Annotated in this window: 25 protein-coding genes and 1 pseudogene; 13 read left to right on the top strand and 13 right to left on the bottom strand. The window is 65.7% G+C overall.

The genetic code is table 11. The features are described 5' to 3' along the window. Positions 1-292 precede the first annotated feature (292 nt). A complete protein-coding gene (locus tag NU1_RS07650; protein ID WP_067518807.1) occupies positions 293-1,618 on the bottom strand; it encodes a hypothetical protein in 1,326 nt (441 codons plus the stop codon). Positions 1,619-1,713: 95 nt separating this feature from the next. On the opposite strand from NU1_RS07650, the gene NU1_RS07645 reads away from it, so the two are divergent. Further along, positions 1,714-2,919, top strand: a complete 1,206-nt coding sequence (locus NU1_RS07645; RefSeq protein WP_157552033.1) for a hypothetical protein — start codon at positions 1,714-1,716, stop codon at positions 2,917-2,919. Between the two features lie 16 nt (positions 2,920-2,935). On the opposite strand, the gene NU1_RS07640 is transcribed toward NU1_RS07645, so the two are convergent. Next, entirely contained in the window at positions 2,936-3,754 is an 819-nt protein-coding gene (locus tag NU1_RS07640) for a helix-turn-helix transcriptional regulator (RefSeq protein WP_067518803.1), read from the bottom strand. 101 nt (positions 3,755-3,855) lie between these two features. On the opposite strand from NU1_RS07640, the gene NU1_RS07635 reads away from it, so the two are divergent. Beyond that, on the top strand, positions 3,856-4,398 hold the full coding sequence (locus NU1_RS07635) for a YceI family protein (protein ID WP_067518801.1): 543 nt from the start codon (positions 3,856-3,858) through the stop codon (positions 4,396-4,398). Positions 4,399-4,455: 57 nt separating this feature from the next. Here the strand turns inward: NU1_RS07635 and NU1_RS07630 are convergent, their stop codons facing one another. The 3 genes from NU1_RS07630 to NU1_RS43750 form a co-directional block, all read right to left on the bottom strand. Further along, positions 4,456-4,992: an NUDIX domain-containing protein gene (locus NU1_RS07630; protein ID WP_067518799.1), complete on the bottom strand. Its 537-nt coding sequence runs from the start codon at positions 4,990-4,992 to the stop codon at positions 4,456-4,458. Between the two features lie 18 nt (positions 4,993-5,010). Continuing rightward, positions 5,011-5,496, bottom strand: coding sequence for a GNAT family N-acetyltransferase (locus NU1_RS07625; protein ID WP_067518821.1), 486 nt, complete (start codon positions 5,494-5,496; stop codon positions 5,011-5,013). Positions 5,497-5,840: 344 nt separating this feature from the next. After that, a complete protein-coding gene (locus tag NU1_RS43750) occupies positions 5,841-6,719 on the bottom strand; it encodes a helix-turn-helix domain-containing protein (protein ID WP_212761726.1) in 879 nt (292 codons plus the stop codon). Positions 6,720-6,912: 193 nt separating this feature from the next. Here NU1_RS43750 and cysD point away from each other — a divergent pair, with 193 nt between their 5' ends. From cysD to NU1_RS07595, 5 genes are read left to right on the top strand one after another with little or no spacing between them, the layout of a single operon-like run. Next, positions 6,913-7,818 (top strand): sulfate adenylyltransferase subunit CysD, encoded by a 906-nt coding sequence (cysD, locus tag NU1_RS07615; protein ID WP_067518797.1) that lies wholly within the window; start codon positions 6,913-6,915, stop codon positions 7,816-7,818. Beyond that, positions 7,818-9,776 carry an adenylyl-sulfate kinase gene (cysC, locus tag NU1_RS07610; RefSeq protein WP_067518795.1) on the top strand — a complete coding sequence of 653 codons (1,959 nt, stop codon included), beginning with the start codon at positions 7,818-7,820 and terminating at the stop codon, positions 9,774-9,776. Before cysD ends, cysC begins: the two co-directional genes overlap by 1 nt. Further along, complete coding sequence (locus tag NU1_RS07605) at positions 9,773-10,996, top strand: hypothetical protein (RefSeq protein WP_067518793.1); 1,224 nt, start codon at positions 9,773-9,775, stop codon at positions 10,994-10,996. The genes cysC and NU1_RS07605 overlap by 4 nt, the downstream gene beginning before the upstream one ends. Before the next feature lie 48 nt (positions 10,997-11,044). Next, a complete protein-coding gene (locus tag NU1_RS07600) occupies positions 11,045-11,830 on the top strand; it encodes an SDR family oxidoreductase (protein ID WP_067518790.1) in 786 nt (261 codons plus the stop codon). A gap of 22 nt (positions 11,831-11,852) precedes the next feature. Next, on the top strand, positions 11,853-12,986 hold the full coding sequence (locus tag NU1_RS07595) for a sulfotransferase family protein (RefSeq protein ID WP_067518789.1): 1,134 nt from the start codon (positions 11,853-11,855) through the stop codon (positions 12,984-12,986). Positions 12,987-13,130: 144 nt separating this feature from the next. On the opposite strand, the gene NU1_RS07590 is transcribed toward NU1_RS07595, so the two are convergent. After that, positions 13,131-13,763 (bottom strand): TetR/AcrR family transcriptional regulator, encoded by a 633-nt coding sequence (locus NU1_RS07590; protein ID WP_067518788.1) that lies wholly within the window; start codon positions 13,761-13,763, stop codon positions 13,131-13,133. 113 nt (positions 13,764-13,876) lie between these two features. Here NU1_RS07590 and NU1_RS07585 point away from each other — a divergent pair, with 113 nt between their 5' ends. The 3 genes from NU1_RS07585 (at position 13,877) to NU1_RS07575 (ending at position 16,357) form a co-directional block, all read left to right on the top strand. Beyond that, the gene (locus NU1_RS07585; RefSeq protein ID WP_067518787.1) at positions 13,877-15,028 is read left to right on the top strand and encodes an acyl-CoA dehydrogenase family protein; all 1,152 of its coding nucleotides are present in this window, start codon (positions 13,877-13,879) and stop codon (positions 15,026-15,028) included. Between the two features lie 57 nt (positions 15,029-15,085). After that, complete coding sequence (gene fabG, locus NU1_RS07580; RefSeq protein ID WP_067518786.1) at positions 15,086-15,832, top strand: 3-oxoacyl-ACP reductase FabG; 747 nt, start codon at positions 15,086-15,088, stop codon at positions 15,830-15,832. Positions 15,833-15,904: 72 nt separating this feature from the next. Then, on the top strand, positions 15,905-16,357 hold the full coding sequence (locus tag NU1_RS07575) for a MaoC family dehydratase (protein ID WP_067518785.1): 453 nt from the start codon (positions 15,905-15,907) through the stop codon (positions 16,355-16,357). 3 nt (positions 16,358-16,360) lie between these two features. Here NU1_RS07575 and NU1_RS07570 read toward each other — a convergent pair whose 3' ends face one another. The 3 genes and pseudogenes from NU1_RS07570 to NU1_RS44155 all read right to left on the bottom strand — a co-directional run. Continuing rightward, complete coding sequence (locus tag NU1_RS07570; RefSeq protein ID WP_067518784.1) at positions 16,361-17,035, bottom strand: YdcF family protein; 675 nt, start codon at positions 17,033-17,035, stop codon at positions 16,361-16,363. 189 nt (positions 17,036-17,224) lie between these two features. Further along, complete coding sequence (locus NU1_RS44160; RefSeq protein ID WP_371859775.1) at positions 17,225-17,479, bottom strand: helix-turn-helix domain-containing protein; 255 nt, start codon at positions 17,477-17,479, stop codon at positions 17,225-17,227. A 356-nt stretch (positions 17,480-17,835) separates the two neighbouring features. Further along, positions 17,836-18,321 (bottom strand): annotated as a pseudogene (locus NU1_RS44155) (AraC family transcriptional regulator ligand-binding domain-containing protein); the annotation flags it as partial. Positions 18,322-18,418: 97 nt separating this feature from the next. On the opposite strand from NU1_RS44155, the gene NU1_RS07560 reads away from it, so the two are divergent. After that, a complete protein-coding gene (locus NU1_RS07560) occupies positions 18,419-19,624 on the top strand; it encodes an oxygenase MpaB family protein (protein ID WP_169815012.1) in 1,206 nt (401 codons plus the stop codon). A 153-nt stretch (positions 19,625-19,777) separates the two neighbouring features. Here NU1_RS07560 and qcrB read toward each other — a convergent pair whose 3' ends face one another. The 4 genes from qcrB to ctaE form a co-directional block, all read right to left on the bottom strand. Further along, positions 19,778-21,403: a cytochrome bc1 complex cytochrome b subunit gene (gene qcrB, locus NU1_RS07555; RefSeq protein ID WP_067518780.1), complete on the bottom strand. Its 1,626-nt coding sequence runs from the start codon at positions 21,401-21,403 to the stop codon at positions 19,778-19,780. Continuing rightward, entirely contained in the window at positions 21,400-22,554 is a 1,155-nt protein-coding gene (gene qcrA / locus NU1_RS07550) for a cytochrome bc1 complex Rieske iron-sulfur subunit (protein ID WP_245719989.1), read from the bottom strand. Before qcrA ends, qcrB begins: the two co-directional genes overlap by 4 nt. Before the next feature lie 73 nt (positions 22,555-22,627). Then, a complete protein-coding gene (gene qcrC / locus NU1_RS07545) occupies positions 22,628-23,494 on the bottom strand; it encodes a cytochrome bc1 complex diheme cytochrome c subunit (protein ID WP_084521068.1) in 867 nt (288 codons plus the stop codon). Between the two features lie 58 nt (positions 23,495-23,552). Beyond that, positions 23,553-24,170, bottom strand: a complete 618-nt coding sequence (gene ctaE / locus NU1_RS07540; RefSeq protein WP_084521067.1) for an aa3-type cytochrome oxidase subunit III — start codon at positions 24,168-24,170, stop codon at positions 23,553-23,555. Between the two features lie 247 nt (positions 24,171-24,417). Between ctaE and NU1_RS07535 the strand changes: the two genes are divergently transcribed. Further along, positions 24,418-24,822, top strand: a complete 405-nt coding sequence (locus tag NU1_RS07535; RefSeq protein ID WP_067518771.1) for a hypothetical protein — start codon at positions 24,418-24,420, stop codon at positions 24,820-24,822. 184 nt (positions 24,823-25,006) lie between these two features. After that, positions 25,007-26,056, top strand: coding sequence for an anthranilate phosphoribosyltransferase (gene trpD, locus NU1_RS07530; RefSeq protein WP_067518769.1), 1,050 nt, complete (start codon positions 25,007-25,009; stop codon positions 26,054-26,056). Positions 26,057-26,208: the final 152 nt, after the last annotated feature.

The following is a 26,208-nucleotide window of genomic DNA, read 5'->3' as shown; positions in this document are numbered from 1 at the left end:
TTTTGCTCGACTCGGCCGAACCCAGCTGGAACCGCAAGCGTCGCTCCCAACCTGGCTACGTAGGCCCCGAGAACAGCACTCAGTGCCCCAGCCGGGCACGGCACCCAACGCAACAATCGATCACGTCACCACCCCGCCCCCAAAACAGCACGCCTACCCCCTCCTCCCGAGAAAACCTGACTCCCAGCCTCTTCAGACACCCGACCGAGCGACCGAAAGTACCGCACGCTTTCGCAACCGACTCTCCGCCACCGAGGCAAGCCGTATGACGCGTAGACCTCCAACCAGCCGCTCAGCCTGCGTCAATAGCGATAAGTGCCGCCTGCGCCGCGACGCAGAGTTCGGTATCGCGTTCCGCCGCAATCAATTCCGTCTGTGATTGCGGGGCTCGATGCGGCGGCAACGGCCCGAATCGGCGATCGGTCGAAAGGACAGCTTCGAGCAAGGGCATCGCCGCGCGCATCGGCGAGCCGATCTCGCTGATCAGGCGCACAGCGGCGCGGCATTCGGCATCCGCGTATCCGGACGTCAACGGTTCCAACGCATTCAGCAGCACCGGGACGGCAGGTTCGGCGTCGCCGGTTATCCGCCACCAGGCGCGAGCCGCATGTACCTGCTCCCACCGTCCGGGCGAATCGAGGCGGGCGCGGACATCGTCGGCCAATAGGCAAGCGAGGGAACCGAATTCGGCTAGTCGATCGAAATCGACCGCGATACCCGCCTCGATCGCGTCGCCGAAAACCGAGAGCGCGACCCCGGATTCGCCCGTGATGCGCCACAGCGCCCACGCGGCTGTCTGGGTGCCGTGCCACTCGTGTGGGCTGTCGGGCGGCAAGCCGGTGTCGTGCCGCGGCGGGCGCTCGGTACCCCGGGCATAGCGTTCGATGAGCTCGGCGGCAGGGGCCGCGTCCGGGCCGATACTGCCGAGCGCCTCGCAGGCCCAGCGCGCATCACCATTGCGCAAGTAGGGCAGCAGTTCCGGAAGTGCCGGCGCGGCGGTCGGACCCCACGCGGCGAGCGTCCGCAGCAGCGGGTGCAGCGCACTGTTGTAGGACTCGGTGGCCAGCGAAGCCCGGATGGCGGGCAACAGCTCCTCGGCGTAGTCGACGAGCGGTGACAGCACGTGTTCGATATCGAACGGATCCGGCAGCGGTTTGATCCGCCCGCTCGTCAACCACTGTCGCACCGAATCCACCGCGGTGGGATGGCGCAGGCGGGCCAGGGCGAGGGTGAGCGATCCGAACGGGCTCTCGTGATCGAGTGCCTCGACCAGCGTGGGGATCACCGGCGTGAAGTCAGGTGCGGGTGCGGTTCCCGTGATGGCCGCCAGCACGCCCGCCGCATCGTCGCTGTGATAGTCGGGATCGGCTACGCACAGGGCCAGTTCGGCCAGCAGTTCCGGCTGCTCCGTCCGCCACTGCATCACGATCTCGGAGGTGAGCGCCACCCCGATCGCGCGCAGTTCGGGCACCGTCGATCCGAACGAGATCTTCGCCAGCCCTGCGGTATCCGCCACCGGCATCACCATGGCGGTGCGCGGCAGATTCGGGTCGGTGCGTGCCGTCCCGAGTAGTCGGAGCAGCCGGGAACTCAACATCACTCCGGTCTGCTGCGTCATGGGCTGCACGTTACCGTTTTGTGATAAATCCTGCGAGCCCGAGTTGTCGGAATCGAGGCAGGCAAATGTCATTCGCCCCGCGTATCGTCCGCGAAATGAGCTTTGTGGGGAGGGCCTTCGGATCATCGCGGGAACGGTTCGGTCGACATGTGCTCGAGCTGGTACGGGGCTATGACGGGATCGAGTCGGCCGCATTCGACTCGGGCGGTTATGTGATCGACTATCGGGTCAGCAGCGGGGGGACGGGCAGAATCGGGCTCGGCATTCTCTTCCGGCGATTCGACGGGCAGACCGGGCCCGAATTGGCCAGTGCCGTCGCGGATCTGGTCGAGCCGACACTCGTGGATTACTCTCCGGGCAGTTGGGGCCAGGTGGCCGCGCGACTGCGACCGGTCCTGCGGCAGGCGGGTCGCGAGGATATGCGGTTCGCGGCTATCGATGTGAGCCAGACAACGCTGTCCCGTCCCACGCTGCCGTATCTGGCCGAGATGGTGGTGGTGGATATGGCGACCACCCTGCGGTTCGTCACCACGCAGGACCTCGACTTCTGGGGCGTGGACGCCGATCACGTCTACACCATCGCGCGCGGGAATCTGACCGTGCCGGCGATGAATACCCTGGAGATGTTCGAACCGTCCAGTGGAATTCGGGTCATGGAGTTCGAGGACGACAGCGGGGATTCCTATATCGGCTCGCTACCCCTGCTACCCGGATGGCTCGGCGGCGTCGCCACTCGAACCGGTTCGCGCCCACTGGTTTTCCTCCCGGGACATACCGGAATGTTCGTGGTGCTCGGCGCGTCCGAGGACATGCTGGTGCCGCTGCTGACTTTCGCCGAGGAGCACTACGACAAGGCGCTGCGCCCGCTGTCCCCGGTGCCGTACACGGTCGACGCACGCGGTGAACTCGCACCACTTCAGGTACCGCGGGACCATCTCGCCTGGCGGTGGATTCGGCACGCCGAGGCCCGGCTCGCCGCCAGTTCCTATGCCACGCAGACCGCGCACCTGCGATCCGACGAGCACCGAGCGGAAGCCGTCGCCGAACTGGTCCACCTGCGAGCTCCGGACGGCATCGAACACACCATGACCTCATGGACCGACTACGCCCCCACCCTGCTGCCACGAGCACACTACATCTGCTTCGTGAGCGATGACCACGACGCCTTCCGCGTCGAATGGGATGTGGTGGCCACCCTCGTAAACCTCACTCCCGCACCGGGATACGACCCACCCCGCTACCGGGTCGAGTCGCATCCCCCGGCGGAGATCATGGCGCGGCTGCGGGCACTGGCGTCCTGAATCCGTTCCTGCGCGACTATTCGTTGACCAGGCGCAGGCTCGGGGTGTGGGCTCGGCGGCGGTCGATGAACCAGACTGTGACGGTTTGGTCGGGGGTGGGGTTCATGGTTTCGAATTCCACTTCGACATTGCCGCGAATCGGGTGGTGTACCTGCAGGATGCCGGATCGGTAGGGGCCGACCCGGTGTGCGTGCCAGCGGCGGGCGAATTCCGGAAACTGTTGTAGCGCATGGATGAGTTCTTGTAGCTGCTCGTCGTCGGACCAGTGGGATTGGGCGGCGCGCAGGGAGGAGATGAACATATCCGCTACGTCCGGCCAATTGCGGATGTGCTGCGGTGCCTCCGGGTGTGCGAACAGGTAATTCACCAGATTGGAATCGGCGACTTCGTCGAAAAGGCCCAGGGGCGTTGCGAAATCGCGCCAGGAGGCGTTCGAGCCGAGGATATTGGATCGGCGGCCGAGTACGAAGGCGGGAGTGGGTTGCAGGGCGTCGATCACGGCCTGGACGGTTTCGGTCAACTGCTCGTGCGCCTGGCCCGTGCCGGGGCACGCGGCCGGTTCCATGCCGAGGGCGATCTTGGCGAAGTGGTGGCGTTCGGAATCGTTGAGTCGCAGGGCATCGGCGAGTGCGTTGAGGACGCCGGTGGAGGGGTTGCTGTCGCGGCCCTGTTCCAGGCGGGCCAGATAGTCGACGCTCACCCCTGCCAGCGCTGCGACTTCCTCCCGGCGCAGGCCCGGGGTGCGGCGACGGCGGCCGGGTGGCAGCCCCACCTCCTCGGGCTGCAACTGCGCTCGGCGCGCGATCAGGAATTCGGCGAATTCGGACTGGGCCACTCGACCATGATGCCCTGTCCCGGCCCTGGTATCCCCGCCCTGACAGTACCAGGATCGGGGCGGTGTGGTTAACGGACCGTGGTCCGCTTAGTCTTCTCGGTATGACGACTTCGACACAGGCCAATCTCACCGCCGGTTCGTGGGCGCTGGATACCGCTCACTCTTCGGTCAACTTCAACCTGCGCCACCTGGGCATTTCCAAGGTTCGTGGCCGCTTCAACCGGTTCGAGACCGAGTTCGTCGTCGATGAGACCGGTGCGGCCACCATCGGCGCGACCGTCCACCTCGATTCCTTCGATACCGGTAATGCCGATCGTGACGCGCACGTCCTGGCAGCCGACCTCCTCGATGTGGCGAACCGGCCGACCCTGACCTTCAATGCGCTCGAGCCCATCCGGATCGACGAGGACTTCGAGGTCACCGGTGAGGTCACCCTCGGCGGTGTCACCCGGCCCGTCACCCTCGACGTCGAATGGGGAGGCATCCAGGTCTTCGCGCAGACCGGTGACAACCACATCGGCTTCACCGCCACCGGCACCATCAAGCGCACCGACTTCGGTGTCGCCACCGCGATTCCCGCCGCCATGATCAGCGACAAGATCGCCATCGAACTCGACATCCAACTGGTCGAGCCCAAGGGGTAATCCGCTTCCACCCGCATGCTGTGCCCGCCGTGTACCCCAGTTGGTGCGCGGCGCTGTTCAGCGGTGCGTGCGTTCGTGGAAGAGCAGTAGCGTGTAGGCGGCCACGGTGTCCCCGTCGATGATCGTGCCGGACCGGATCATGGCTTCGAACTCGGCACGTGTGAACCCATCCGCACGCATGTCCTGCTCCTCGATTTCCCGCTCATGCGCACCCGCGGTCAATCCGGTCGCCAGAAAGAATCGCCCCCGTTGACTGCATGTGGCCGGAGCCGGGGCGAGTTCACCGATGCATGTCATGGTCGCCGCCCGAAACCCGGTCTCCTCCCGCAGTTCTCGATGCGCGATCGCCAGCGGCTCGCCCACCTCGCCGGGCGGTAGCGATCCCCCCGGAAACTCCCAACTCCGTTGCCCGAGTGGATATCTGAACTGCTCGACCAAATGGAACCGCTCGCCATCCCACGGGATGACCGCCACATAGTCCGCCTTGTCGACAACGCCATAGATTCCGGTGCTGCCATCTGCCCGGCGCACGGAGTCCTCCCGGACCGTCAGCCAGGCGTTCGAATAGACCTCGCGGGAATCGATCGTCTCCATGAGCCGATCCTGCACCGTTCAGACGGTGCGTGCCATGAGGATGTCGTCCACGGCGCGACCCTCGATAATGAACTCTCCCCGCAGGGTGCCTTCGACGGTGAAGCCCAGGCTCTCGTAGAGGCGGCGGGCATCGGTATTGGTGGACAGGACCCGCAGGGTCAGCCGGGTGGCGCCCTGGCGGCGGGCTTCGGTGCCGGCCGCGCGCAGCAGGGCGCTCCCGATCCCCTGATGGCGTACGGATTCATCCACGACAAGGCCTTGGATCTGGCGGACGTGCGCCGCACTGGGAATCGGAATCGGTTGCACCAGGCGGAGATAGCCGACCGGCTGACCATTCGGCACCGGGACCAGGTAGTGCTCGGGCTGGTTTCCGTCCCCGAAGAACGGCGCGCTCTCCACCGGCCGCGGAGTGATCTCGGTTAGTGGCGACCAGGCCCGATAGTTGAGTCCGGCAAGGGCCCGATCATCCTCGGCCGAAGCCTTACGAATAGCCACATCCACCATGTCGACCAGTCTGCCCGACCCACCGCCCATGCCCCGGTATCCAGGGGCTGCCACGAATCGCCGCAATGCGGTTGGCTGATACTCGACTGCCCTGCCCGGCAGTTCGGAACCGGTCTGAGTGTGCACTTTTCGGCGCTGACATGCGGTAAAGCGCCGACGGTTGGGGAAAGCGCACACTCAGCCCGGATGCCCCGCGATCTCGACGGATTCCCGTCCGCATCCCGGCAGTAGTGCGAGATCACCTCGCTCAGCGCGCCCACCTCGACCACCGGCCGTTGACAATCTCTACACCACTGTCGTCCAAGTGATTGCGAACCTGTCGCACCGCAAGTGGATTCGCCGGATCAAATGGTTCGGGTGACGGCTGCTGCGGCGGCGATGGTGTCGGCGGCGAGGGATTCGAGTTGGGCGGCGGTGAGGTTGGTGTCGGGGCAGGCGACCAGGGAGGCGGTGACCCGGGTGGCGGTGAAGAGGGGGGCGGAGACGGAGACCACCGCGTTGTGGTCGGTGAGTTCGTCGGGGAGGTAGTCGATGGTGATGAGGTCGGTGATCATGGCATTGAGGCGGTTGCGGAGGGGGTCCGTGACGGGGGAGTGGCGTAGGGCGGTCAGGGCTTCGAGCATGGGGGCGGAGTCGTCGGCCAGGCGCTCCACGGCGTAGCCGCGGGTGCGGATGGCGTCCAGGACCGCGGTCAGGCGGGGGCGGTGGGTGGGATCGGCGGCGGCTATCCAGGCATCGCGGTCGGGCTCGGGGGCCCAGGCGATGAATTCGCGGCAGACCGGTGGGGCGAGGGACAGGCGGCGGCCCTGGCGGATCCAAGGGACCGAGGGGGTGCCGACTACCTCGGTGATGAGGATGGTGTCCGCTTCGCGTTCGGCCAGGAAGACCGGGATGCCGTGCTGCACGGCGAGTTTGCGCATCGGTTCCAGGGCCATACGGCGCAGCGGGAAGGCGGATTCGGCGCGGCGGGCGACCGTGATCAGTGCCAAACCCAGGCTGTAGTTGCCGTTTTCGTCGCGCAGGGTCCAGTCGTCGGCGGTGAGCTGGGTCAGTACCGCGTGGGCGGTCGCCCGGGACATGCCGGTGGCGCGAACTATCGCCGCCAGGGACAGGTGGTCGCCAGGGCGGCGGGAGAGCAGCTCGATGACCTGGACGACACGGTGGGTCGGCGGGGAGGCCGCGGTCTCGGCTGCGCGCGGTTCGGCGGGTGCGATCTCAGGCAATGCGTCCCCTGCTGGTCGATGAGGTGGCGTTGACCGTACGCGCGATCGTGCGCACGGCGTACGAATCCGCCGATGGGTATTGACCGGTATGCGATGACCCGCCTATCGTCGGTGTCACATTATCGAACAATAGCGTCGAATATTCGACATCGCAACTCGGGTTCGAGTTTCGGCGCGGCGAGTGAGTTGAGTGATGCCCACGGGATATGAGCTGTCGCATCTGACAGCGCTCGAGGCCGAATCGGTGCACATCATCCGAGAGGTCGCGGCCACCTTCGAGCGGCCGGTACTGCTGTTCTCGGGTGGTAAGGATTCGGCCGTCATGTTGGAACTGGCGCGGCGGGCGTTCTGGCCCGCGCCGCTGCCGTTCGCACTGCTGCATATCGATACCGGGCACAACTTCGATGAGGTGATCGACTTCCGCGATCGGACCGCCGAGCGGCTCGGCGCGCGCCTGTTGGTGGCGAAGGTGCAGGACGATATCGATGCGGGGCGGCTGGTCGAACGGCCGGGGGAGACACGAAACCGGTTGCAGACCACCACGTTGCTGCGCGCCATTGCCGACAACCGCTTCGACGCGGTCTTCGGCGGGGCACGCCGCGATGAGGAGAAGGCACGGGCCAAGGAGCGGGTATTCAGCTTCCGCGACGAGTTCGGGGCCTGGGAGCCACGCGCGCAGCGGCCCGAAGTGTGGAATCTGTACAACGGGCGGCACCGCAGGGGTGAGCACATTCGAGTGTTCCCACTGTCGAATTGGACCGAACTCGATATCTGGGAGTACATCGACCAGGCCGCCGTGGAGCTGCCGTCGCTGTACTACGCACACCGCCGCAAGGTGGTGCCGCGCGACGGAATGCTGTTGGCCGACAACCGATTCCTCACCTACGGTCCCGGCGAACAGCCCTATGAGACCACCGTGCGCTTCCGCACCGTCGGCGACGCCACCTGCACGGGCTGTATCGAATCCAGCGCCGCCACCCCGGCGCAGGTCATTGCCGAAACCGCCGTCACCCGGCTCACCGAACGCGGTGCGACCCGCGCCGACGACCGAATCTCCGACTCCGGCATGGAGGATCGCAAGCGAGAGGGCTACTTCTGATGAGCGGCAACACCGGAGCCCGGCCCGCACGCCGCAATCTGCTGCGACTGGCCACCGCGGGCAGCGTCGACGACGGCAAGTCCACCCTCATCGGGCGACTGCTCTACGACTCCAAATCCTTGTTCACCGACCAACTGTCGGCCATCGAGAAGTTCAGCACCGCCCGCGGCGATATCGCCCCCGACCTGTCGCTGATCACCGACGGGCTGCGCGCCGAGCGGGAACAGGGCATCACCATCGATGTCGCCTACCGCTACTTCACCACGCCGCGCAGGAAATTCATTATCGCGGATACGCCGGGGCATGTGCAGTACACCCGCAATATGGTCACCGGCGCGTCCACCGCCGACCTGGCGCTACTGCTGGTCGATGCCCGCAAGGGCGTCTCCGAGCAGACCCGCAGGCACGCTTTCCTCTCCTCGCTGCTCGGCGTCGGCCACCTGGTTCTGTGCGTGAACAAGATGGACCTGGTCGACTGGTCGCGAGATCGCTTCGACGAGATCCGCGACGAATTCGCCGATTTCGCCACCAAACTCGATGTGCGCGACCTCAGCTTCCTGCCGGTATCGGCGCTGCACGGCGACAATGTGGTGGAACCGTCGCAGCACACGCCGTGGTTTCCGGGCCCGCCGCTACTGGCCCACCTCGAGGACGTCCATATCGCGTCGGACCGCAATCTCATCGACGCTCGACTGCCGGTGCAGTACGTCATCCGCCCGCACCGAGCCCGCCCGATCGATCAGGGTCCGGAGGCGGCAACCCGCGCAACCACGGAGGGTCCCCGAGCGGGCGGCATGGAAACAGCGCAGCGCAGCTATGCGGGCACCATCGCGGGCGGTGTCTTCAAACCCGGCGACGAGATCGTGGTGTTGCCTTCGGGGCGCAGCACCAAGGTCACCCATATCTGGGGACCGGGTGGCAGCAAGATCGAGGAGGCCGTCGCCGGTATGGCCGTCTCGGTCACCCTCGACGATGAAATCGATATCGGCCGTGGCGATATGCTCGCCCGCCCCGGCAACCAGCCACACCAGGACCGTGAACTCGACGCCATGGTGTGCTGGTTCTCCGACACCACCGCGCTGCGCCCCGGCGACCGCTACTCGCTGCACACCGCCACCCAGTCCTCCCCGGTGCAGGTGAGCGTCCTCGACTACCGGCTGGATGTGAACACCCTGCACCGCGTGGCCGACGCGGAGGAGCTGACGCTCAACGATATCGGCCGCCTCACCCTGCGCAGCCGACAGGCGATCACGTTCGACCCGTATCGCGACAACCGCTCCACGGGCAGTTTCATCCTCATCGACGAGCACACCAACCAGACCGTGGCCGCCGGCATGATTACCGGCCGCACTCCGGTGAAACCCGCCGCGCAGCGCGCCGACGTGGTCTGGCACAGTTCGGCCGTCGAACGCGGGCAGCGCCTCTCACAGGGCGCGACCATCTGGCTGACCGGCCTCTCCGGTTCCGGAAAATCCACCATCGCGGTCGAATTGGAGCGCCAGCTCATTGCCGCCGGACGCCCCGCCTACCTACTGGACGGCGATAACCTGCGCCACGGCATCAATGGCGATCTGGGCTTCGGCGATGACGAACGCCGCGAGAACATCCGCCGCGTCGCCGAAATCGCCGCCCTCATGGCCGATTCCGGCACCATCGCCATTGTCTCGCTCATCAGCCCCTTCGCCGCCGAACGCGAGAACGCCCGGAATATCCACGCCGCCAAGAGCCTGCCATTCAACGAGGTCTTCGTCGACACCCCGCTGCACACCTGCGAAACCCGCGACCCCAAGGGCCTCTACGCCCGCGCCCGAGCGGGCGAGATACGCCAGTTCACCGGCATCGACTCGCCGTACGAGCGCCCCGAGCACGCAGACCTCGTGGTCACCCCCACGGACGGCACCCCCACTGATATCGCCGAACACATCCGCCGAGCACTAGGAATCGCTGACGCCCGATGACTGAAACATTCAAAGGCACTCGTGACAACGGCTACGAACAAGCCGCGCTCCCGCTGACCGAACCCTTCCTGGCGGCCGTCGCCGAGGCCGAAAAGCTCATTGCCTCCGCACCATTCGTGCGCACCGACGCCGACTTGGCCGAGGGCTACGACTACCTGGCGGCCAGTATTTCCGCCTGCCTGCGCCTGTCGGGCGCACACGGCACCTCGCACCCGTACTTCGTCACCTCCACCGGCCCGTACGCGAAAATGGGCCTGGACAATCCCGATACGCTCTACTACCACGCGAATATCGAGCCGACCGCCGAATACCTGGTGACCGGGGTGCGCGGCAGTACCGTCGATTTGAGCTTCCAGGTACTGCGTGGCGACTACACCGCCTCCAATGTCCCCGGTGGCGACGACGCCTTCGACGACCGCCGTATCACGATCGCCGCGGACGGCAGCTATCAGCTGAGGTTCGGTCCGGCGAAGGAGAATCCGGGACCGGACTACTTCGTTCTCGGCGAGGGCGCGTCCATGCTGGCGGTGCGTGAGGTGTACGGCGACTGGACCGAGGAGACCAAGGGCCGCATTCGTATCGAGCGCGTCGACACCATCGGCACCGCGCCCGTCGAACCCGATGCGGCGCAATTGCGTAAGCGCTACCGCGCCGCCGGAAAGATGCTGCTCACCCGCATCCACACCTGGTTCAACTTTCCCAAGTGGTTCTACCTGGACCTGCCGGTCAATACCCTCACCGAGCCCCGGCTCACCCCGGGCGGCCTGAGCACCCAGTACTCCTCGGTCGGCCACTATGACCTCGCCGACGATCAGGCGCTCATTATCACCGTCCCGGTGTCGCAGGCCCCGTACCTGGGCTTCCAGCTCGGCAGCATGTGGTACATCTCGCTCGACTACGTGAACCACCAGACCAGCCTCAATCACGCTCAGGCTCAGGCGGATCCGGACGGCTTCATCCGCCTGGTGGTATCGGCGAAGAATCCCGGTATCGCCAATTGGATCGAAACCACCGGCCGCGGTCACGGCATTCTCCAGTTCCGCTGGCAGCGCGTGGATCAACCCATTACCCCCGACCAGGGGCCGACCGCGGAACTGGTGCCGTTCGACAAGGTCGGCGAACGCCTGCCGCACTTCGAACACAATCGCATCGATGAGGCGGGCTGGCGCGAGCGAATCGCCATGCGGCAGCGCGCCTTCGCCGACCGCATGCTCGGCTGATCCCACTCCCGTTGGCTGATCGACACTCCTAGGACGAGGAATCAACTCATGAACAACCCCATGCTGGCCGACAAGGTAGTCGTCGTCAGTGGCGTAGGCCCCGGCCTCGGCCGTTCCATCTGTACCGAATCCGCCGCCGCCGGCGCGAAGGTCGTGCTGGCCGCGCGTACCGAATCCCGGCTCAAAGAGGTGGCCGCCGAAATCGAGGCGGCGGGTGGCGAAACGCTGTGCGTGCCCACCGATATCACCGATGACGACGCCGTACAGGCGCTGGTGGCGCACACCCTGGACACCTTCGGCCGCGTCGATGTCCTGGTGAACAATGCCTTCTCGGTGCCGTCCATGAAGTCGCTGGCGCGCACCGATTTCCAGCAGATCAGCGACAGTCTCGATCTCACGGTGCTCGGCAACCTACGCATGACCCAGGCATTCACCGAGGCCCTCGCCGAGACCAAGGGCGCGGTCGTCATGATCAACTCCGCCGTCCTGCGCCATTCCGAACCCCGGTACGGCAGCTATAAGGTTGCCAAATCGGCGCTGCTCGCCATGTCCCAGACCCTGGCCACCGAACTCGGTCCCAAGGGTATTCGCGTCAATACCGTTGCCCCCGGCTACATCTGGAACGATCAGCTGAAGTGGTACTTCGGTGAGATCGCCAAGAAGTACGGCATCACCACCGAACAGGTCTACGAGCAGACCGCTGCCAAATCCGACCTGAAGCGGCTGCCCGAACCCGATGAGATCGCCCGCGCCGTGGTGTTTCTGGCCTCGCCCTGGGCCAATGCCATTACCGGCCAGACCCTCGACGTCAACTGCGGCGAATACCACGTCTGACAAGAATCAAGGAGTCAACACGATGAGCGGACGCACCGGCGTGGGCACGGTCGAAGACCTCCACGCTTCCGCCACCAAGGTCTGCGGCCTCACCGATTTCGGTACCGACGACTACACCGAGGCCCTCGGCGTTCTGCTGGAGTCCTATCAGCGCGACGCCGACCTCACCGAACTCGGCAGCAAGATGAGCCGGTACTTCCTGCGCGGGGCACTCGTGGCGCGCGCCCTGAGCGAAGCCTCCTGGCAGGCCAACCCGGCCTATGTCGAAACCCCCGTCACCCGACCGATTTTCGTCACCGGCCTGCCGCGCACCGGCACCACCGCACTGCACCGACTGCTGGCCGCCGACCCGCGGCATCAGGCCCTGGAAATGTGGCTGGCGGAATTCCCGCAGCCCCGCCCGCCGCGCGACACCTGGGCCGCCAACCCCGTCTACCAGCAGATCGACGCCGGATTCGCCCAGCACCGCGTCGAGAATCCGGAATTCATGGGCGTGCACTACATGAGTGCCGCCGATGTGGAGGAATGCTGGCAGTTGCTACGGCAGACGGTGAAATCCATTTCCTATGAGAGCCTCGCCTACCTGCCCACTTACTCGCAGTGGTTGCGCACCCAGGATTGGACCAATGCCTATGTGCGGCACCGCGACAACCTGCGACTCATCGGCCTCGGCGACAGTCGCCACTGGGTAATGAAGAACCCCAGCCACCTGTTCGCCCTGGACGCGCTCATGCGGGTGTACCCGGACGCGCTCATCATTCAGACCCACCGCGATCCGGTGACGATTATCGGCTCGTCGTGCAGTCTGTCCGAACAGGCCGCCCGCGGCTGGTCCAATTCCTTCTCCGGAGCCAGGATCGGCGAAACCCAGTTGGAGCTGTGGTCGCGGGGGCTGCGGAATTTCAACGAGTCGCGGGCGAAGTACAGCGCCGATCAGTTCGTCGACATCCAGTTCGAGGATCTGCGGGCGAATCCGATGGGCACCATCGAGACCATCTACAAATCCTTCGGAATCGAACTCACCGACGCCGCCCGGACCGCCATGCTCGCCCTGGACGAGGAGAGCAAATCCGGCGACCGCAAACCGGCCCATCGGTACTCGCTGGCCGATTACGGATTGACTGAAGACCAGGTCAAGGCCCACTTCTCCATGTAGTGACATTCCCGCCCCGTCATTCCGGCATGCTTGTGGCCGGAATCCACACCCGAATGGCGCCGCACAGTGTGGATCCCGGCCACAAGCGCGCCGGGATGACGGGGCGGTTCGGTCGCGAAACGTGCGATAGTTCCGGCCACCTGCTCAGCGGCGGGGTAGAGCGTCGTACCGCAGGCCGAGGCCGTCGATGAAGGCGGTGAGCGCCAATTCGAAACTCTCGGCATCGATTTCGTCGGCCTTGGCGCGGAGTAGGTGCGCCTGGTCCAGGTGCGGGTAGCGGTCGCGGTATACCTGCACGTCGTCGACGAACCCCCGGGAAAACGATCCGACGGTGGAGCCCATCACCAAATACCTGGTGGCAGCGCCGATCATGGTCGCCTCGCGGGGTGGCCAGCCCGCACCTACCAGCCCGCCGTGTACCGCGTCCGCGGCGCGCAGGTTCTCTTCGCGCTTGCCGGGGCCGGACGCCAGGTAGGGCACGAAGTTCGGATGCGCCACCAGGGCGTCGCGGTATGAGCGCGCCCACTCGATGAGTCCCTGACGCCAGTCGCCGCATTCGATGACGGCGGTGTCGACGCGTCCCATAATCCCGCGTGCGATGTCGTCGAGGAGGTCGTCCTTGGTGGGGAAGTGCCCGTACAGGGACGCCGCCTGAACGCCCAATTCGGCGGCGAGTTTTCGCATGGACAGCTCGCCCAGGCCGTCGCGGTCGATCAGGGTCAGCGCGGCTACGCGAATGCGTTCCCGGCTGAGCAATGGCACCTTCGGCCGGACCATCAGCTCACCTCCCTCGTCTGGAAGCCGAAGGTATCACCCGGCTCTTGAAGAACCGAACGTCGTTAGGATACCGTCGGCGACGCAAACCTAACACTGTTCGGTTAGGAGTGGAGATGGACTTCGAACTCGGCGAGTCGCACCGTGAGCTGCGGGCGGTCGCCAGGGCATGGGTGGATAAAGAGGTCGTACCCCATGCCACCGCCTGGGATCGCGCCGAAGCGGTCGATCCGGCCATTGCCGGAAAACTCGGCGATATGGGATTCCTTGGCATCGAGATTCCCGAGGAGTACGGCGGATCGGGTGGCGACGCGCTGGCCTACTGCCTGCTGCTAGAAGAGCTCGGCCGCGGGGACAGTGCCGTGCGCGGCATTGTGTCGGTATCGCTGGGACTGGTCGCCAAATCGATCAAGACCTACGGCGGCGAGGAACAACAGCGTGCCTGGCTGCCGCGACTGTGTGCCGGGCAGTCGATCGGCTGCTTCGGTCTTACCGAACCGGGAACCGGCTCCGATGCCGGAAATCTGAGTGCCAGGGCGGTGCGCGACGGTGCCGACTGGCTGCTGTCGGGTACCAAGATCTTCATTACCAATGGGACGACGGCCGATATCGCGATTATCTTCGCGCGCACCGGTGGGTCCGGGCCAAAGGGTGTCACCGCCTTCCTGGTGCCCACCGATGCGCCCGGATTCTCCCGCGCCGAGATCACCGGCAAATTGGGACTGCGCGGTCAGGCCACGGCGGAACTGGTCCTGGACCAGGTGCGGATACCCGATTCCGCCCGCCTCGGCGACGAGGGTGAAGGCTTCCGAATCGCCATGGGCGCGTTGGACAAAGGCCGTATGGGTGTCGCCGCCGGATGTGTGGGCGTCGCGCGGGCCTGCCTCGAAGCCTCGGTGAAATACGCGCGGGAGCGCGAGCAGTTCGGCAAGCCCATCGCCTCGTTCCAGCTGGTGCAGGAATTGCTCGCCGATATTGCCGTCGAGGTCGAGGCCGCGCGGCTATTGACCTGGCGAGTAGCCGATCTCGTCGATCGCGGCCAACCGTTCGGCACCGAGGCGTCGGTGGCAAAACTCTTCGCCAGCGAGGCGGCGGTCAAGGCCGCCAATAACGCCATCCAGGTCTTCGGCGGCTACGGCTATATCGACGAGTATCCGGTGTCGAAGTACCTGCGCGACGCGCGGGTACTGACGTTCTACGAGGGCACCAGCCAGATTCAGAAGCTGCTCATCGGCCGTGCCCTCACCGGCGTGAACGCCATTGCCTGAGTCTCGACCATCTGAGTCTCGACTATCCGAATTCCACTGCCAGACAAGGAGAATGCTATGACCGTCGCCTTCGTGACCGGCGCGGCGCGCGGTATCGGCGCTGCCACCGCCCTCAGGCTCGCCGCTGACGGTGCTGCCATTGCCGTAGCCGATATCGATGAGAATGCCTGCGCGGCAACGGTGGACGCCATTGTCGGCCTAGGGAGCAAGGCCGTCGCCATCGGCTGCGATGTGACCGACGAAGCCCAGGTCGATGCCGCCGTCGATCGTGCTGCCGCCGAACTCGGTTCGCTCGACATCCTGGTCAACAATGCCGGGGTCCTGCGTGACAACCTGCTGTTCAAGATGTCCGTGGACGACTGGGATACCGTGATGGGAGTGCATCTGCGCGGTGCGTTCCTGTGCAGCCGTGCCGCGCAACGCCATATGGTGCCGCAGCGCTCCGGCAAAATCGTCAATACCTCCAGCGTGTCCGCGCTCGGCAATCGCGGCCAGGCCAACTACGCCGCCGCGAAGGCGGGCATCCAGGGCCTGACCCGCACTCTCGCAATGGAACTCGGACCCTTCGGCATCAATGTCAATGCCGTCGCCCCCGGTTTCATCGCCACCGAGATGACCGCCGCCACCGCCGCCCGCATGGGGGTCAGTGCCGAGGACCTGCAGGCCAAAACCGCCGAGATCACCCCGCTGCGCCGCGTCGGCCGCCCCGAGGATATCGCCAATGTGGTCTCCTTTCTCGCCTCCGACAATGCCGCCTTCGTGACCGGCCAAACGATCTACGTCGACGGTGGCCGTCGTCTCTAGGTGCCGGACAGGCGTGGACTCGGGGCACAATGATCACCGCCCGAGGATACGGAACTGTAAGGAGCGCAACCCATGACCGACTTCGCGGACTTCGAGGCCCTGCGCGCCGCGGTGGGCACCGAGATCGGCGTGAGCGACTGGCTCACCGTGGACCAGCGGCGAATCGACACGTTCGCCGATGCCACGGGTGATCACCAGTGGATTCACGTCGACGCGGAGCGCGCGGCCGAGGGGCCCTACGGCACCACCATCGCGCACGGGTTCCTCACACTCTCGCTCCTGGTGCCGCTCAGCCAGCAGGTGATGACCGTGAGCTGTGCGAGCGCCGCGATCAACTACGGGCTCAACAAGGTTCGGTTCATTACCCCGGTACCGGCCGGTGGACGGTTGCGCGCCCGGATCACCCTCGAGGCGGTGCGCGATATCCCGGGCGGCGTGCAGGCCGAACGCACCGTCACTCTCGAACTGGAGGGTGCGGGGCGGCCGGCCTGCGTGGCCGAATCCATTGCCCGCTATTTGGTTTGACGCCTACGCACCCGGACCGAACGGCTCCGCCGACAGCGGGGTGTCATCCGGGGTCATGGTGGCGACCACCGAGATACCGGCCGCCTGGAAATTGCTCAGCGCGCGTCCGATGTGGTCGGCGGAGGTAATCAGGATGGCGGCGTGCGCGTTGATGGCCGCCATTAGTCTGGCCGAGAACGCGGCGTTCTGCACCGTCGAATTCGCCTGTGTCTCAGCGTAAATGCGATGCGCCGCGATCCCGCGCGCGATCAGCCAGTCCGCCATGGCCGCCGCCTCGGAGACCCCGTTCTGTGGATTGCCGCCGGTGACGATGACCGGGGCGGCGGGGGAGAGCAGGGCCGACACATACCCGGCATGGAGCCGGTTGATCAGTTCCGGGCGCATCTCACCATCGGGCAGCAGGCCGTAACCGAGCACCACGATGGCGGTATTCGGGCTGAACAGCGCCGGCAGCTCCAGTCCCGGCAATTGCAGCGTGGTGACCGAATCGATGGCCGCGAGTACATCTCTCGTGAGCTCGGGAGCCGGATGGGGGGAGACGGCGGGAGCCGGGTCGGCGAATGCGGGGGTCGCGGCCACGGCTATGGCGGTGACGGCCGCCCCGGTGACCATGAGACGTGCCGCGACGCGGGCGGCGCGGCGAAGAGCGGGAACGGTGGGAATCAGATGCTCGAGCATTGCGGCAACCCCTTAGTCACGGAATGTGACGACACGGCGGTTCACATTTTCGATTCAATGATCACCCGAGAACTGCCATCGGGTACGCGATTGGCGGAAATCAGGACTCGATGGCGGAATCGGACAACTACCGAGGTTGAAGGTGCTGTCGGCGTAGCCGAAGTGGTCGGCGATATCGTAACCACACTGTCAGTAGGCAGCTCGATCTATCGACCGCCCAGGGGGTTTTCCGCGCCAGCGGCGGTAGGCGTGGGTGAAGGCGGCGGCATCGGCGTAGCCCAGGTGGCGGGCCACCGTTTCGACCGTGAGGCCCTCGGCGAGCAGTTCGACGGCCAGGGTTTCCCGGACCTCGTTGACAATGGCGCGAAAGGTGGTGTGCTCGTCGGCCAGTCGCCGGTGCAGGGTGCGTTCGGAGATATCGAGGGCCCGCGCGGCGGCTGCCATGGAAGGCATATGCGCCGGGGCGCGCACCAGGAGATGTCGGACCCGCGCCGCCATACCGGTGAAGCGGGAGCGTTGGTCGAGAAGTTCCTCGCACTGTTGCAGAACCAGGGCCGTCGTGAACGGGTCGGGGCGGGCATGGCCTGATCGAGAATTTCGTGCGGAATGGTGAAAGCGTCGCGGGGAGCGTGGAATTCGATGTCCAGGGTCAGACCGAACGGGGCGACCAAGGCGCGCGCGGCCGCCGCCCACTTCGCCACATCCGCCATCTCGGAATCGCCGGGGCGAAAACCCCGGAACTGCAAGGGAATCGGCCGATCCATTCCCGCGATCAGCTCCATCACAGTGGAGGACAGCAGGAGCGACGCAACGCGGTATCCAGCGACCATATCGCGGGCCAGCAGGAAGGGGCGCACATCGGCCGGCACATCGCCGTCGTGCACCTCCACCACGATGCCCGCACTCGTCTCGGTATAGGTGACCTCGAAGTACACGGATAGCAGCACTGCGAACCTGGACAGCACTTCGATGGCATCGCGCAGGGTGGCACTCGACAGCAGGGCGTAACCCAGCAGTCCGGTGCTGGTGAGCGAGTACCGCAGTCCGGTCTCGACGCCGAGGTCACGCGGATCGCCGCCCTGGGCCAGGAGATTGCGAATAACCCGCAACTCCTGCTCGGGTAGCACCACCGCCAGCGGATCATCGAGCTCGCCGGCGCGCAGGCCGGTGCCATCCAGGCAGACCTCATCGGGAATGTCGTGGTCGCGTGCGGTATCGAGGAGATACCGCGTCGACGCCGCTGGCCGCGGTACCTCCCACCGCGGTGGGCGAGCCGAATTCGCCATATGGCGGAAAGTAGCAAGTACCGGGCCGATTGGCGGCTTACTCGGCGAAAAACCGCTCGATAACGTCGAAGACAGGACTTCGATGAGAGTGGACGAGATGAATCAGCAGCTGATTCCCATAGATGCGGAGCGGGCCGAACGTATCGGCAATGCGCGGCGGAGGTTCCCCGACCATGTGGTCGACCGTGTCGTCGCCGGACTGTTCCGTACCGATACGGATATCGATGCCGCCGTAGCGGATTTCACCACACTGGGCCGCGGAGCGGGGTGGCGGCTGCTCGGCGAGGCGCTACGCACCCGGAATCCGGACCTGCCAGGTGCTCCGGACTCATTGCGGAAACTATTGACGCCCTCGCTGAATCCGCCGGACTGGTTCGACGCGGAGCAGGTGCGCTGGGGTGCGCAGCTATGGTGGCGATTCGCGCCCGCCGTCATCATCGGCGTGGGCGGCACCCTACTCAGCGCCTACGCCTACGGCGATCTCAACAAGCCGCAGGCCATGAACTCGCGGTCGGAGAAGATGGCCGCGAAGCGTTACGAGGAGACCTCACGCTGGGTGCTGGCCGCCACCGAACCCGGAGCGCTGGTACCCGGAGGGGCGGGCTTCGACGCCACCATCCGAATCCGATTCGTCCATGCCATGGTCCGCCGTCACCTGCGCACGTGCGGTCGGTGGAATCCGACCTGGGGCGAACCCATCCACACCACAGGTATGGCGGCGACCATTCACGGCTTCCTGCTGCTGCCGCTAACGATGCACGATCTGCTCGATATGCGACTGGGGGAGAAGGAAACCGAGGCGGTACGGCAGCTCTGGTACTGGATCGGCTACCTCATGGGCGTTCCCGAGGAACTGCTCCCGCACTCCATCTCCGACGCCACCGATATCGCCTACGCGACCGATATGATCTTCGCGCCGCCGGACGAGGACACCGAGGTGCTCACCAAGGCCCTGCTGACCGGCGGACTGCGCCCGGAACGCGTACTGCCGCAAGCGCTGTGGGGTATCAGCGCACCCGTACTGCGCCCCGTGCTGTCCCGGATCGTATGGGGCGGGTCGGCGGGAATCGTGGGCGACTTCTTCGATCCCGACGGCATCCCACCACGCAATCATCCGGCCGTCTTCACGCTCCGACGGATCGCGGTGGTCCGAGAACGGCTGCGCCGCCGGGGATCACTCGGCAGTGACCAGCACATCGCATTGCGTCAACGCCGCATGCTGGAAGGGCCACTGAACGCCATGAAGGCGGAATCCGCCCCGGTGGACCCACGCCATGTCGTCACCCCACGAGCGCCGCGATGACCCCAGCCATCGAGGTTGTGCCGGGGCATGCCGGGGTGACGGGGTGGTACCGGCATTGACGGGCGACGGGGCTGTGCCGCATCGACAAAGGGGAAGGCCCCGAGTCGATATCGACTCGGGGCCTTCCCGTACTTCTCAGCGACTGAAGCGAACTCAGTGCTCGCTGTGCTTGCCATTGCTGGAGGTGTCCTGGTGGCTTTCCAGGGCGGCCAGCATGGTGTGCTCTTCCTCGTGCGCGATGGCGGCGTTCTGCTCCACCTCGGCGGGGGTATCGGGGAAGAGGAAGGAACCCGAGCCCGGCTTACCCGCCGAACCCAGCTTCACCATCTTCTTCGGCACCGGTGCGCCCTGGTACTCCAGCGGAATCGGGTGACCGTGCGAGTCCACCGGGCCCAGCGGCTGGTGGATCTCGATGTACTCACCATGCGGCAGGCGCTTGATGACACCGGTCTCCACACCGTGCTCCAGCACCGCGCGATCGCTGCGCTGCAGACCGATACAGAAGCGGTAGGTCACGAAGTACGCCAGCGGCGGGCCCAGCAGCAGGCCGATACGACCCATCCAGGTCGTCGCGTTCAGCGAGATGTCGAACTGCAGCGCGATGATGTCGTTCACGCAGGACAGGGTCAACACCACGTAGAACGTGATGGCCATGGCGCCGATCGCGGTACGAACCGGCACATCGCGCGGACGCTGCAGCAGGTTGTGGCGAGCGGTATCGCCGGTGAGACGCTTCTCGATCCACGGGTAGGCGATCAGCACGGTGAACACCAAGCCCATGACCAGCGCGACCCAGAACACCGCCGGAACCGTGTAGGGGCCCAGGTAGAGCTCCCACGCCGGCATCAGGCGCGCCATACCGTCGGTCCACATCATGTAGAAGTCCGGCTGCGAACCCGCGGAGACCTGAGACGGGTTGTAGGGACCCAGGTTCCAGATCGGGTTGATCTGCAGGACGCCACCCATGATGGCGATGATGCCGAGGGTGAAGGCGAAGAACGCGCCCTGATCGGCGGCGAACACCGGCACGATGCGCGCACCGACGACGTTGGTTTCCTTACGGCCGGGGCCGGGGAACTGGGTGTGCTTCTGGTACCAGACAATCGCCACGTGCGCCGCGATGAGCGCCAGCATGATGCCCGGCAACAGCAGGACGTGCGCGATATAGAGGCGCGGAATGATAATCGTGCCCGGGAAGTCACCGCCGAATATCAGCCAGTGCATCCAGGTACCGGCCACCGGAATACCCATGGTGATACCACCGAACGCCGCCCGCAGACCGGTACCCGACAGCAGGTCGTCGGGCAGCGAGTAACCGAAGAAGCCCTCGAACATGGCCAGGATGAGCAGCAGCGAGCCGATCACCCAGTTCGCCTCACGCGGCTTGCGGAACGCGCCGGTGAAGAAGATGCGGAACAGGTGAATGATGATCGACGCCGCGAACAGCAGCGCCGCCCAGTGGTGCACCTGGCGGACGAACAGACCACCGCGCACCTCGAAGGAGATGTTCAGCGCCGTCTCGTACGCCTTCGACATCGTCACACCGCGCAGCGGCTGGTAGGAGCCGTTGTAGACGGTCTCCGCCATGGACGGATCGAAGTACAGCGTCAGGTACACACCCGACAGCAGCAGAATAATGAAGCAGTACAGCGCGATCTCACCGAGCAGGAACGACCAGTGCGTCGGGAAGACCTTATTGATGGACCGCTTCAGGAACGCGGCGGCGTGATACCGCTCGTCGATCTCGTTGGCCTGTGCGGCCGCTTTGCTAGGACTCATGAACGACGCTCCCAGAAGGCCGGTCCGAGGGGCTCGATGAAGTCGTGTGCGGCGACCAGGTAGCCCTCGGAGTTGACGGTGATCGGCAGCTGCGGCAGCGCGCGGGCGGCGGGACCGAAGATCGGCTTACCCCATTCGGTCGCCAGGAACTGCGACTGGTGGCAGGGGCAGAGGATCCGGTTGGTCTGCTGCTCGAACAGCGACGTCGGGCAGCCCAGGTGGGTGCAGATCTTCGAGTAGGCGAAGTAGTCGCCGTAGTTGAAGCTCTCCTGGCCCTTGCGCTTGATCGCCTTCTCGGCGTCCTCGGTGCGCAGGCGAATCAGCATGACGGAGTTACGGATACCGCGCAGCGACTGGAAGGTCGCGTGGTGATCACCACGCCACTCTTCCTTCCACGGGAAGACGGTCTCCATGGAGCCCGCGTCCATATCCTCCGGACGTACCAGCACGATGTCGTCCGGGCGACCGGTGTCACGGCGCAGGTAGATGGTCTGGCCCTCGTAATCCGGGGTCCAACCCGACACCCACAGCGGCGACTTGTCGCCCTTGGCCCACGGGTTCTTCACCATGCCGCCGACGAAGACGAACAGCGCGCCGACGCCCAGCAGACCCGCGCCCAGACCAGCGGTCCGGGTGATCATCTTGCGGCGGGCCAGCGTGGAGGTGTCCAGCGCGTCCTGCAGCTCGGCGACCAGGGTGCGGCGGTTGGTCTCCGAGGACATGCCGTCGTGGCGGTCCTGGATGGAGATCTCGGCCGGAATGAACTTCTTGCGGATCAGCACCACCGCGACGCCGATGGCCAGCACCGAGATACCCAGGGTCAGACCGACCAGCGGGGTATACAGGTTGAAAACCGCATTGCCCTCTTCATTGCGGGACTTGTAGGTCCACGGCCAGAAGAGGAACACACCGATCAGCGCGAGCGCGGACAGCGCGGAGATCCCGAACCACAGCGCCACCTGACGCTCGGCTCGCTTCTCGGCGCGGGTGCCCGGCACCGGCCAACGCGGCGCGCGGTAGGCGACATCGACACCGTCGAGCTTGGTGCCGAGCTCGACCAGCTCATCACGCGACATCGCGTCGAGCTGTTCCTCGGTGAGGTTCTCCTCAGCGGGGGTGCCCGCCATGCCTTTGTGCTCCTGTTCACTCATGACTGTGTCCAATTGATCATGTGCGCGGGCCCTCCGTGGTTACGCTGCGCTGCCGTCTCCGGGCCTGACGCGCTCATGATCGCGATCCGATCCACATGGCCGAACCGACCAGTGCGACGATGCCGATGATCCACGCGGCGACCATCTCGGTGGCGGGACCGAAACCGCCCAGACCGTAACCACCGAAGGAGGTGGTCTCGGTGGCATCCTTGACGTAGGCGACGATGTCGCGCTTCTCCTCCGGCGTCAGCTGCCGGTCGGAGAACTTCGGCATATTCTGCGGGCCGGTCAGCATGGCCGTGTAGATCTGCTGCTCACTGGCAGGTTCCAGCGGCGGCGCGTACTTACCGGACGACAGCGCACCACCCTTACCGGTGAAGTTGTGGCAGGACGCGCAGTTCATGCGGAACAGCTCGCCGCCACGGCCCAGATCCCCACCCTCGATGAGGGATTCCTGCGCGATCTCGCCATTGGCGTCGCGCACCACGGTGGGGCCGCCACCCTTCGAAGCGATGTACGCGCCCATGGCATCGGTCTGCCGGGCATCGAACTTCGCGGGCTTGCGCTCGATCTGCGCCTCATTGCGGGCAGCGGGCATACGACCGGAGGACACCTGGAAGTACACCGCGGCCTCGCCGACGCCGATGAGGCTCGGGCCGCGATCCTGTACACCCTGCAGGTTGACGCCGTGGCAGGTGACACAGGAGGTGTCGTAGAGCTGCTTACCCTCGCGCAGGAGCGCGGACTGGTCCTCTTGCGCGGTCGCGACCTGCGCGTCCGGGGTCAGCGCCGACGCCGCGAATCCGGCCCCGACGAGGCCCATCAGAAGTACCAGAGCACCCGCGAAGCGCCGCTTGTTACGTCGCTGCTTACGGATCTTGGTGGCCTCGCCGATCCCGGGGCCGCTGGGATCTGGCGCTGACGGGGGAGATGAACTCATCTGTGTCCCTTTGGAGTAGACGGAACCGACTGTGCGAAAGCTGATTGCGGCTGTCCGATTAGCGGACGAAGTAGATAACGGCGAACAAGCCGATCCAGACGATGTCGACGAAGTGCCAGTAATAGGACACGACGATCGCGGCGGTCGCCTGCGCCGGAGTGAACTTGCTGAGCGTCGTACGCACCAGCAGGAATACGAAGGCGATCAAACCGCCGATGACGTGCAGACCGTGGAAGCCGGTGGTGATGTAGAACACCGAGCCGTACACGCTGCTGGAGATCGAGGTGCCCTCCTGCACGAGGCTGTAGTACTCGTAGCCCTGGCCGAGCACGAAGAACGTGCCCATGATCAGGGTGATGGTGTACCAGCGCCGCAGCCCGAAAACATCACCCTTCTCCGCCGCGAAAACACCCATCTGGCAGGTAAAGGAGGATGCGACCAGCACCGCGGTCACGGGCACAGCGAGGCTCATGTTCAGGTGGGTCGGCGCCATCGGCCACCCCAGATCGGGGTTCGCCTGCGCGCGAGCAACGAAGTACATGGCGAACAAGCCAGCGAAGAACATCAGCTCGCTCGACAGCCAGATGATGGTACCGACGCTCACCATGTTGGGCCGGTTCAGCGAATGCACACGCTGGGTAATGGCCGATCCTGGGGTCCCTACTGCGGTCGTCACGCCGGTAAGTATGACTCTTCGTAGTACGACAGGTGTAGCCGGGTACGAAAGTTGGAGATTCGTGTCGGAAACCCCAGCGCGAGAGGGCCTCTCGTCGGTCGCTCGGCGTGTCTCCCGAGCAGGGCTTTTGCGCCCTGGAGGCGGCCGGGGACGGGTACAGGAGCCAAGGTAGAGCACGCGCCTGAGAAATCGGCAAGAGCGAATACGGTGGGAAATCGAAGGTCCGGTGGGAAAGAAAGAGGACAAGATGGCGTCGAACTCGTGGTGGCGGCGACTGTTCCGGCGCGACGGCGCACCGGCGCTGGATCCCATGCGCGCGGACCTGGTGGAGGTGGCGTCGAGTTTCGATGACACCGAAGCGTGTTCGAGGGCGCTGGGGCGGGCGACCGAATGGGTGGCGGAGCAGCCGGTGGTGCTCCGGCATGTACTGCGCCTGCCCGCCGCGCAGGTGGAGGCGGTGCGGGCGATTGTCGCGCAGGAGGGGTACACGGTGCAGGCAGTCGGGGACGGCGAACCGCTCGACCTGATTGTGCAGCGGGTACAAATCCTGGACGCGCTGCACTGCGCACAGGAAAGATCCCGGATGGCCGGGCTCGCGCAGCGGCACGAAGGGGATGCGCTGGGCTGGCGCGCCCTGCAACCGCCGCACTGACCCCCTCGTCGTGCCGGGGACTGAACTGACCCGTTTGTCGTCCCGGGTCGCTGACCCGTTCGTCATCCCGGCCAACAACGCGCCGGAATGACGGGGACGGCCCCGTGGGGCGAAAAACGTTCGCGCAGCCCACTAGGCTGCTGTCAAGCACTGGTGTGCCCGAACCATCGTGGGAGAGAAGAGCATGAGCGCGCGCAGTTGGAGGGACATCCTCGCCACCCTCACCGAGGGACGTGACCTTTCCACCGATGAGGCCGCGTGGGCGATGAACGAGATCTTCACCGATAACGCCACCTCCGCGCAGATCGCGGCATTCGGCGTGGCGATGAAGATGAAGGGGCCGTCGCTGTCCGAGCTCACCGGCCTCGCCTCGGGCATGCTGGGCCACGCGCGCCGCGTCGACCTCGATTTCGGGGCCGTCGATATCGTCGGCACCGGCGGGGATCGCTCCGGCAGCGTCAATATTTCCACCATGTCCTCGATCGTGGTGGCGGCCAGCGGAGTTCCGGTGGTCAAGCACGGTAACCGGGCCGCCTCCTCCAAATCCGGCGGCGCGGATGTACTCGAGGCCCTGGGGGTGAAGATCGCGCTCGGACCCGACGCGGTGGGCCGCTGTGTCCGCGAGGTCGGCATCGGCTTCTGCTTCGCGCCCATGTTCCATCCCGCGCTGCGCTTCGCCGGGCCCGCGCGCAGTGAGATCGGTATCCCGACCGTCTTCAATGTGCTCGGGCCGCTCACCAATCCGGCCCAGCCGCGCGCCGGACTCATCGGCTGCGCCTTCGCCGACCTGCTGCCGACCTACTCGGGCGTTTTCACCGAGCGCGGTGCGTCGGCGCTGGTGGTTCGCGGCAATGACGGGCTCGACGAGATCACTACGACCGACACCACCGATGTCTGGGTGGTCGCGGGCGGTAACCGCCGCGAGAGCACCATCGACCCGCTCGAACTCGGCATTCCCCGGGTCAGCGCCGACGCTCTGAAGGGCGGCGACGCCGCCACCAACGCCGCTATCGCCCGCAATATGTTCGCGGGCGAACCCGGTCCGGTCCGCGACGCGGTACTGCTGAACTCCGCCGCCGCCATTGTCGCCTTCGAACTCGACGGTATCGATATCGACCTGCACGAGCGGTTGGGTCTCGCGCTGAAGCGCGTCGCCACCGCCGTCGACTCCGGCGCGGCGGCCGCACTGCTGGACCGCTGGGCCGCGCTCACCAACGAACTCGGTTCGGACTGAACGACTTCCGCCCGACGGGTTCTTCGTGAGCCCGGCGAGGGCACCTCGTCATCCCGGCGCGTTATTTGGCCGGGATCCACACCCGTGGCACCCGAGCTGCCTGCGGTGGATTCCGGCCACAAGTACGCCGGCATGACGGGGAGCTGTGGCAA

It is taken from the genome of Nocardia uniformis NBRC 13702, from assembly GCF_001613345.1.
GTDB lineage: Bacteria > Actinomycetota > Actinomycetes > Mycobacteriales > Mycobacteriaceae > Nocardia > Nocardia uniformis.
The sequence above is the reverse complement of the archived record's forward strand: the minus strand, read 5'-3'. Positions and strand labels throughout refer to the sequence as shown.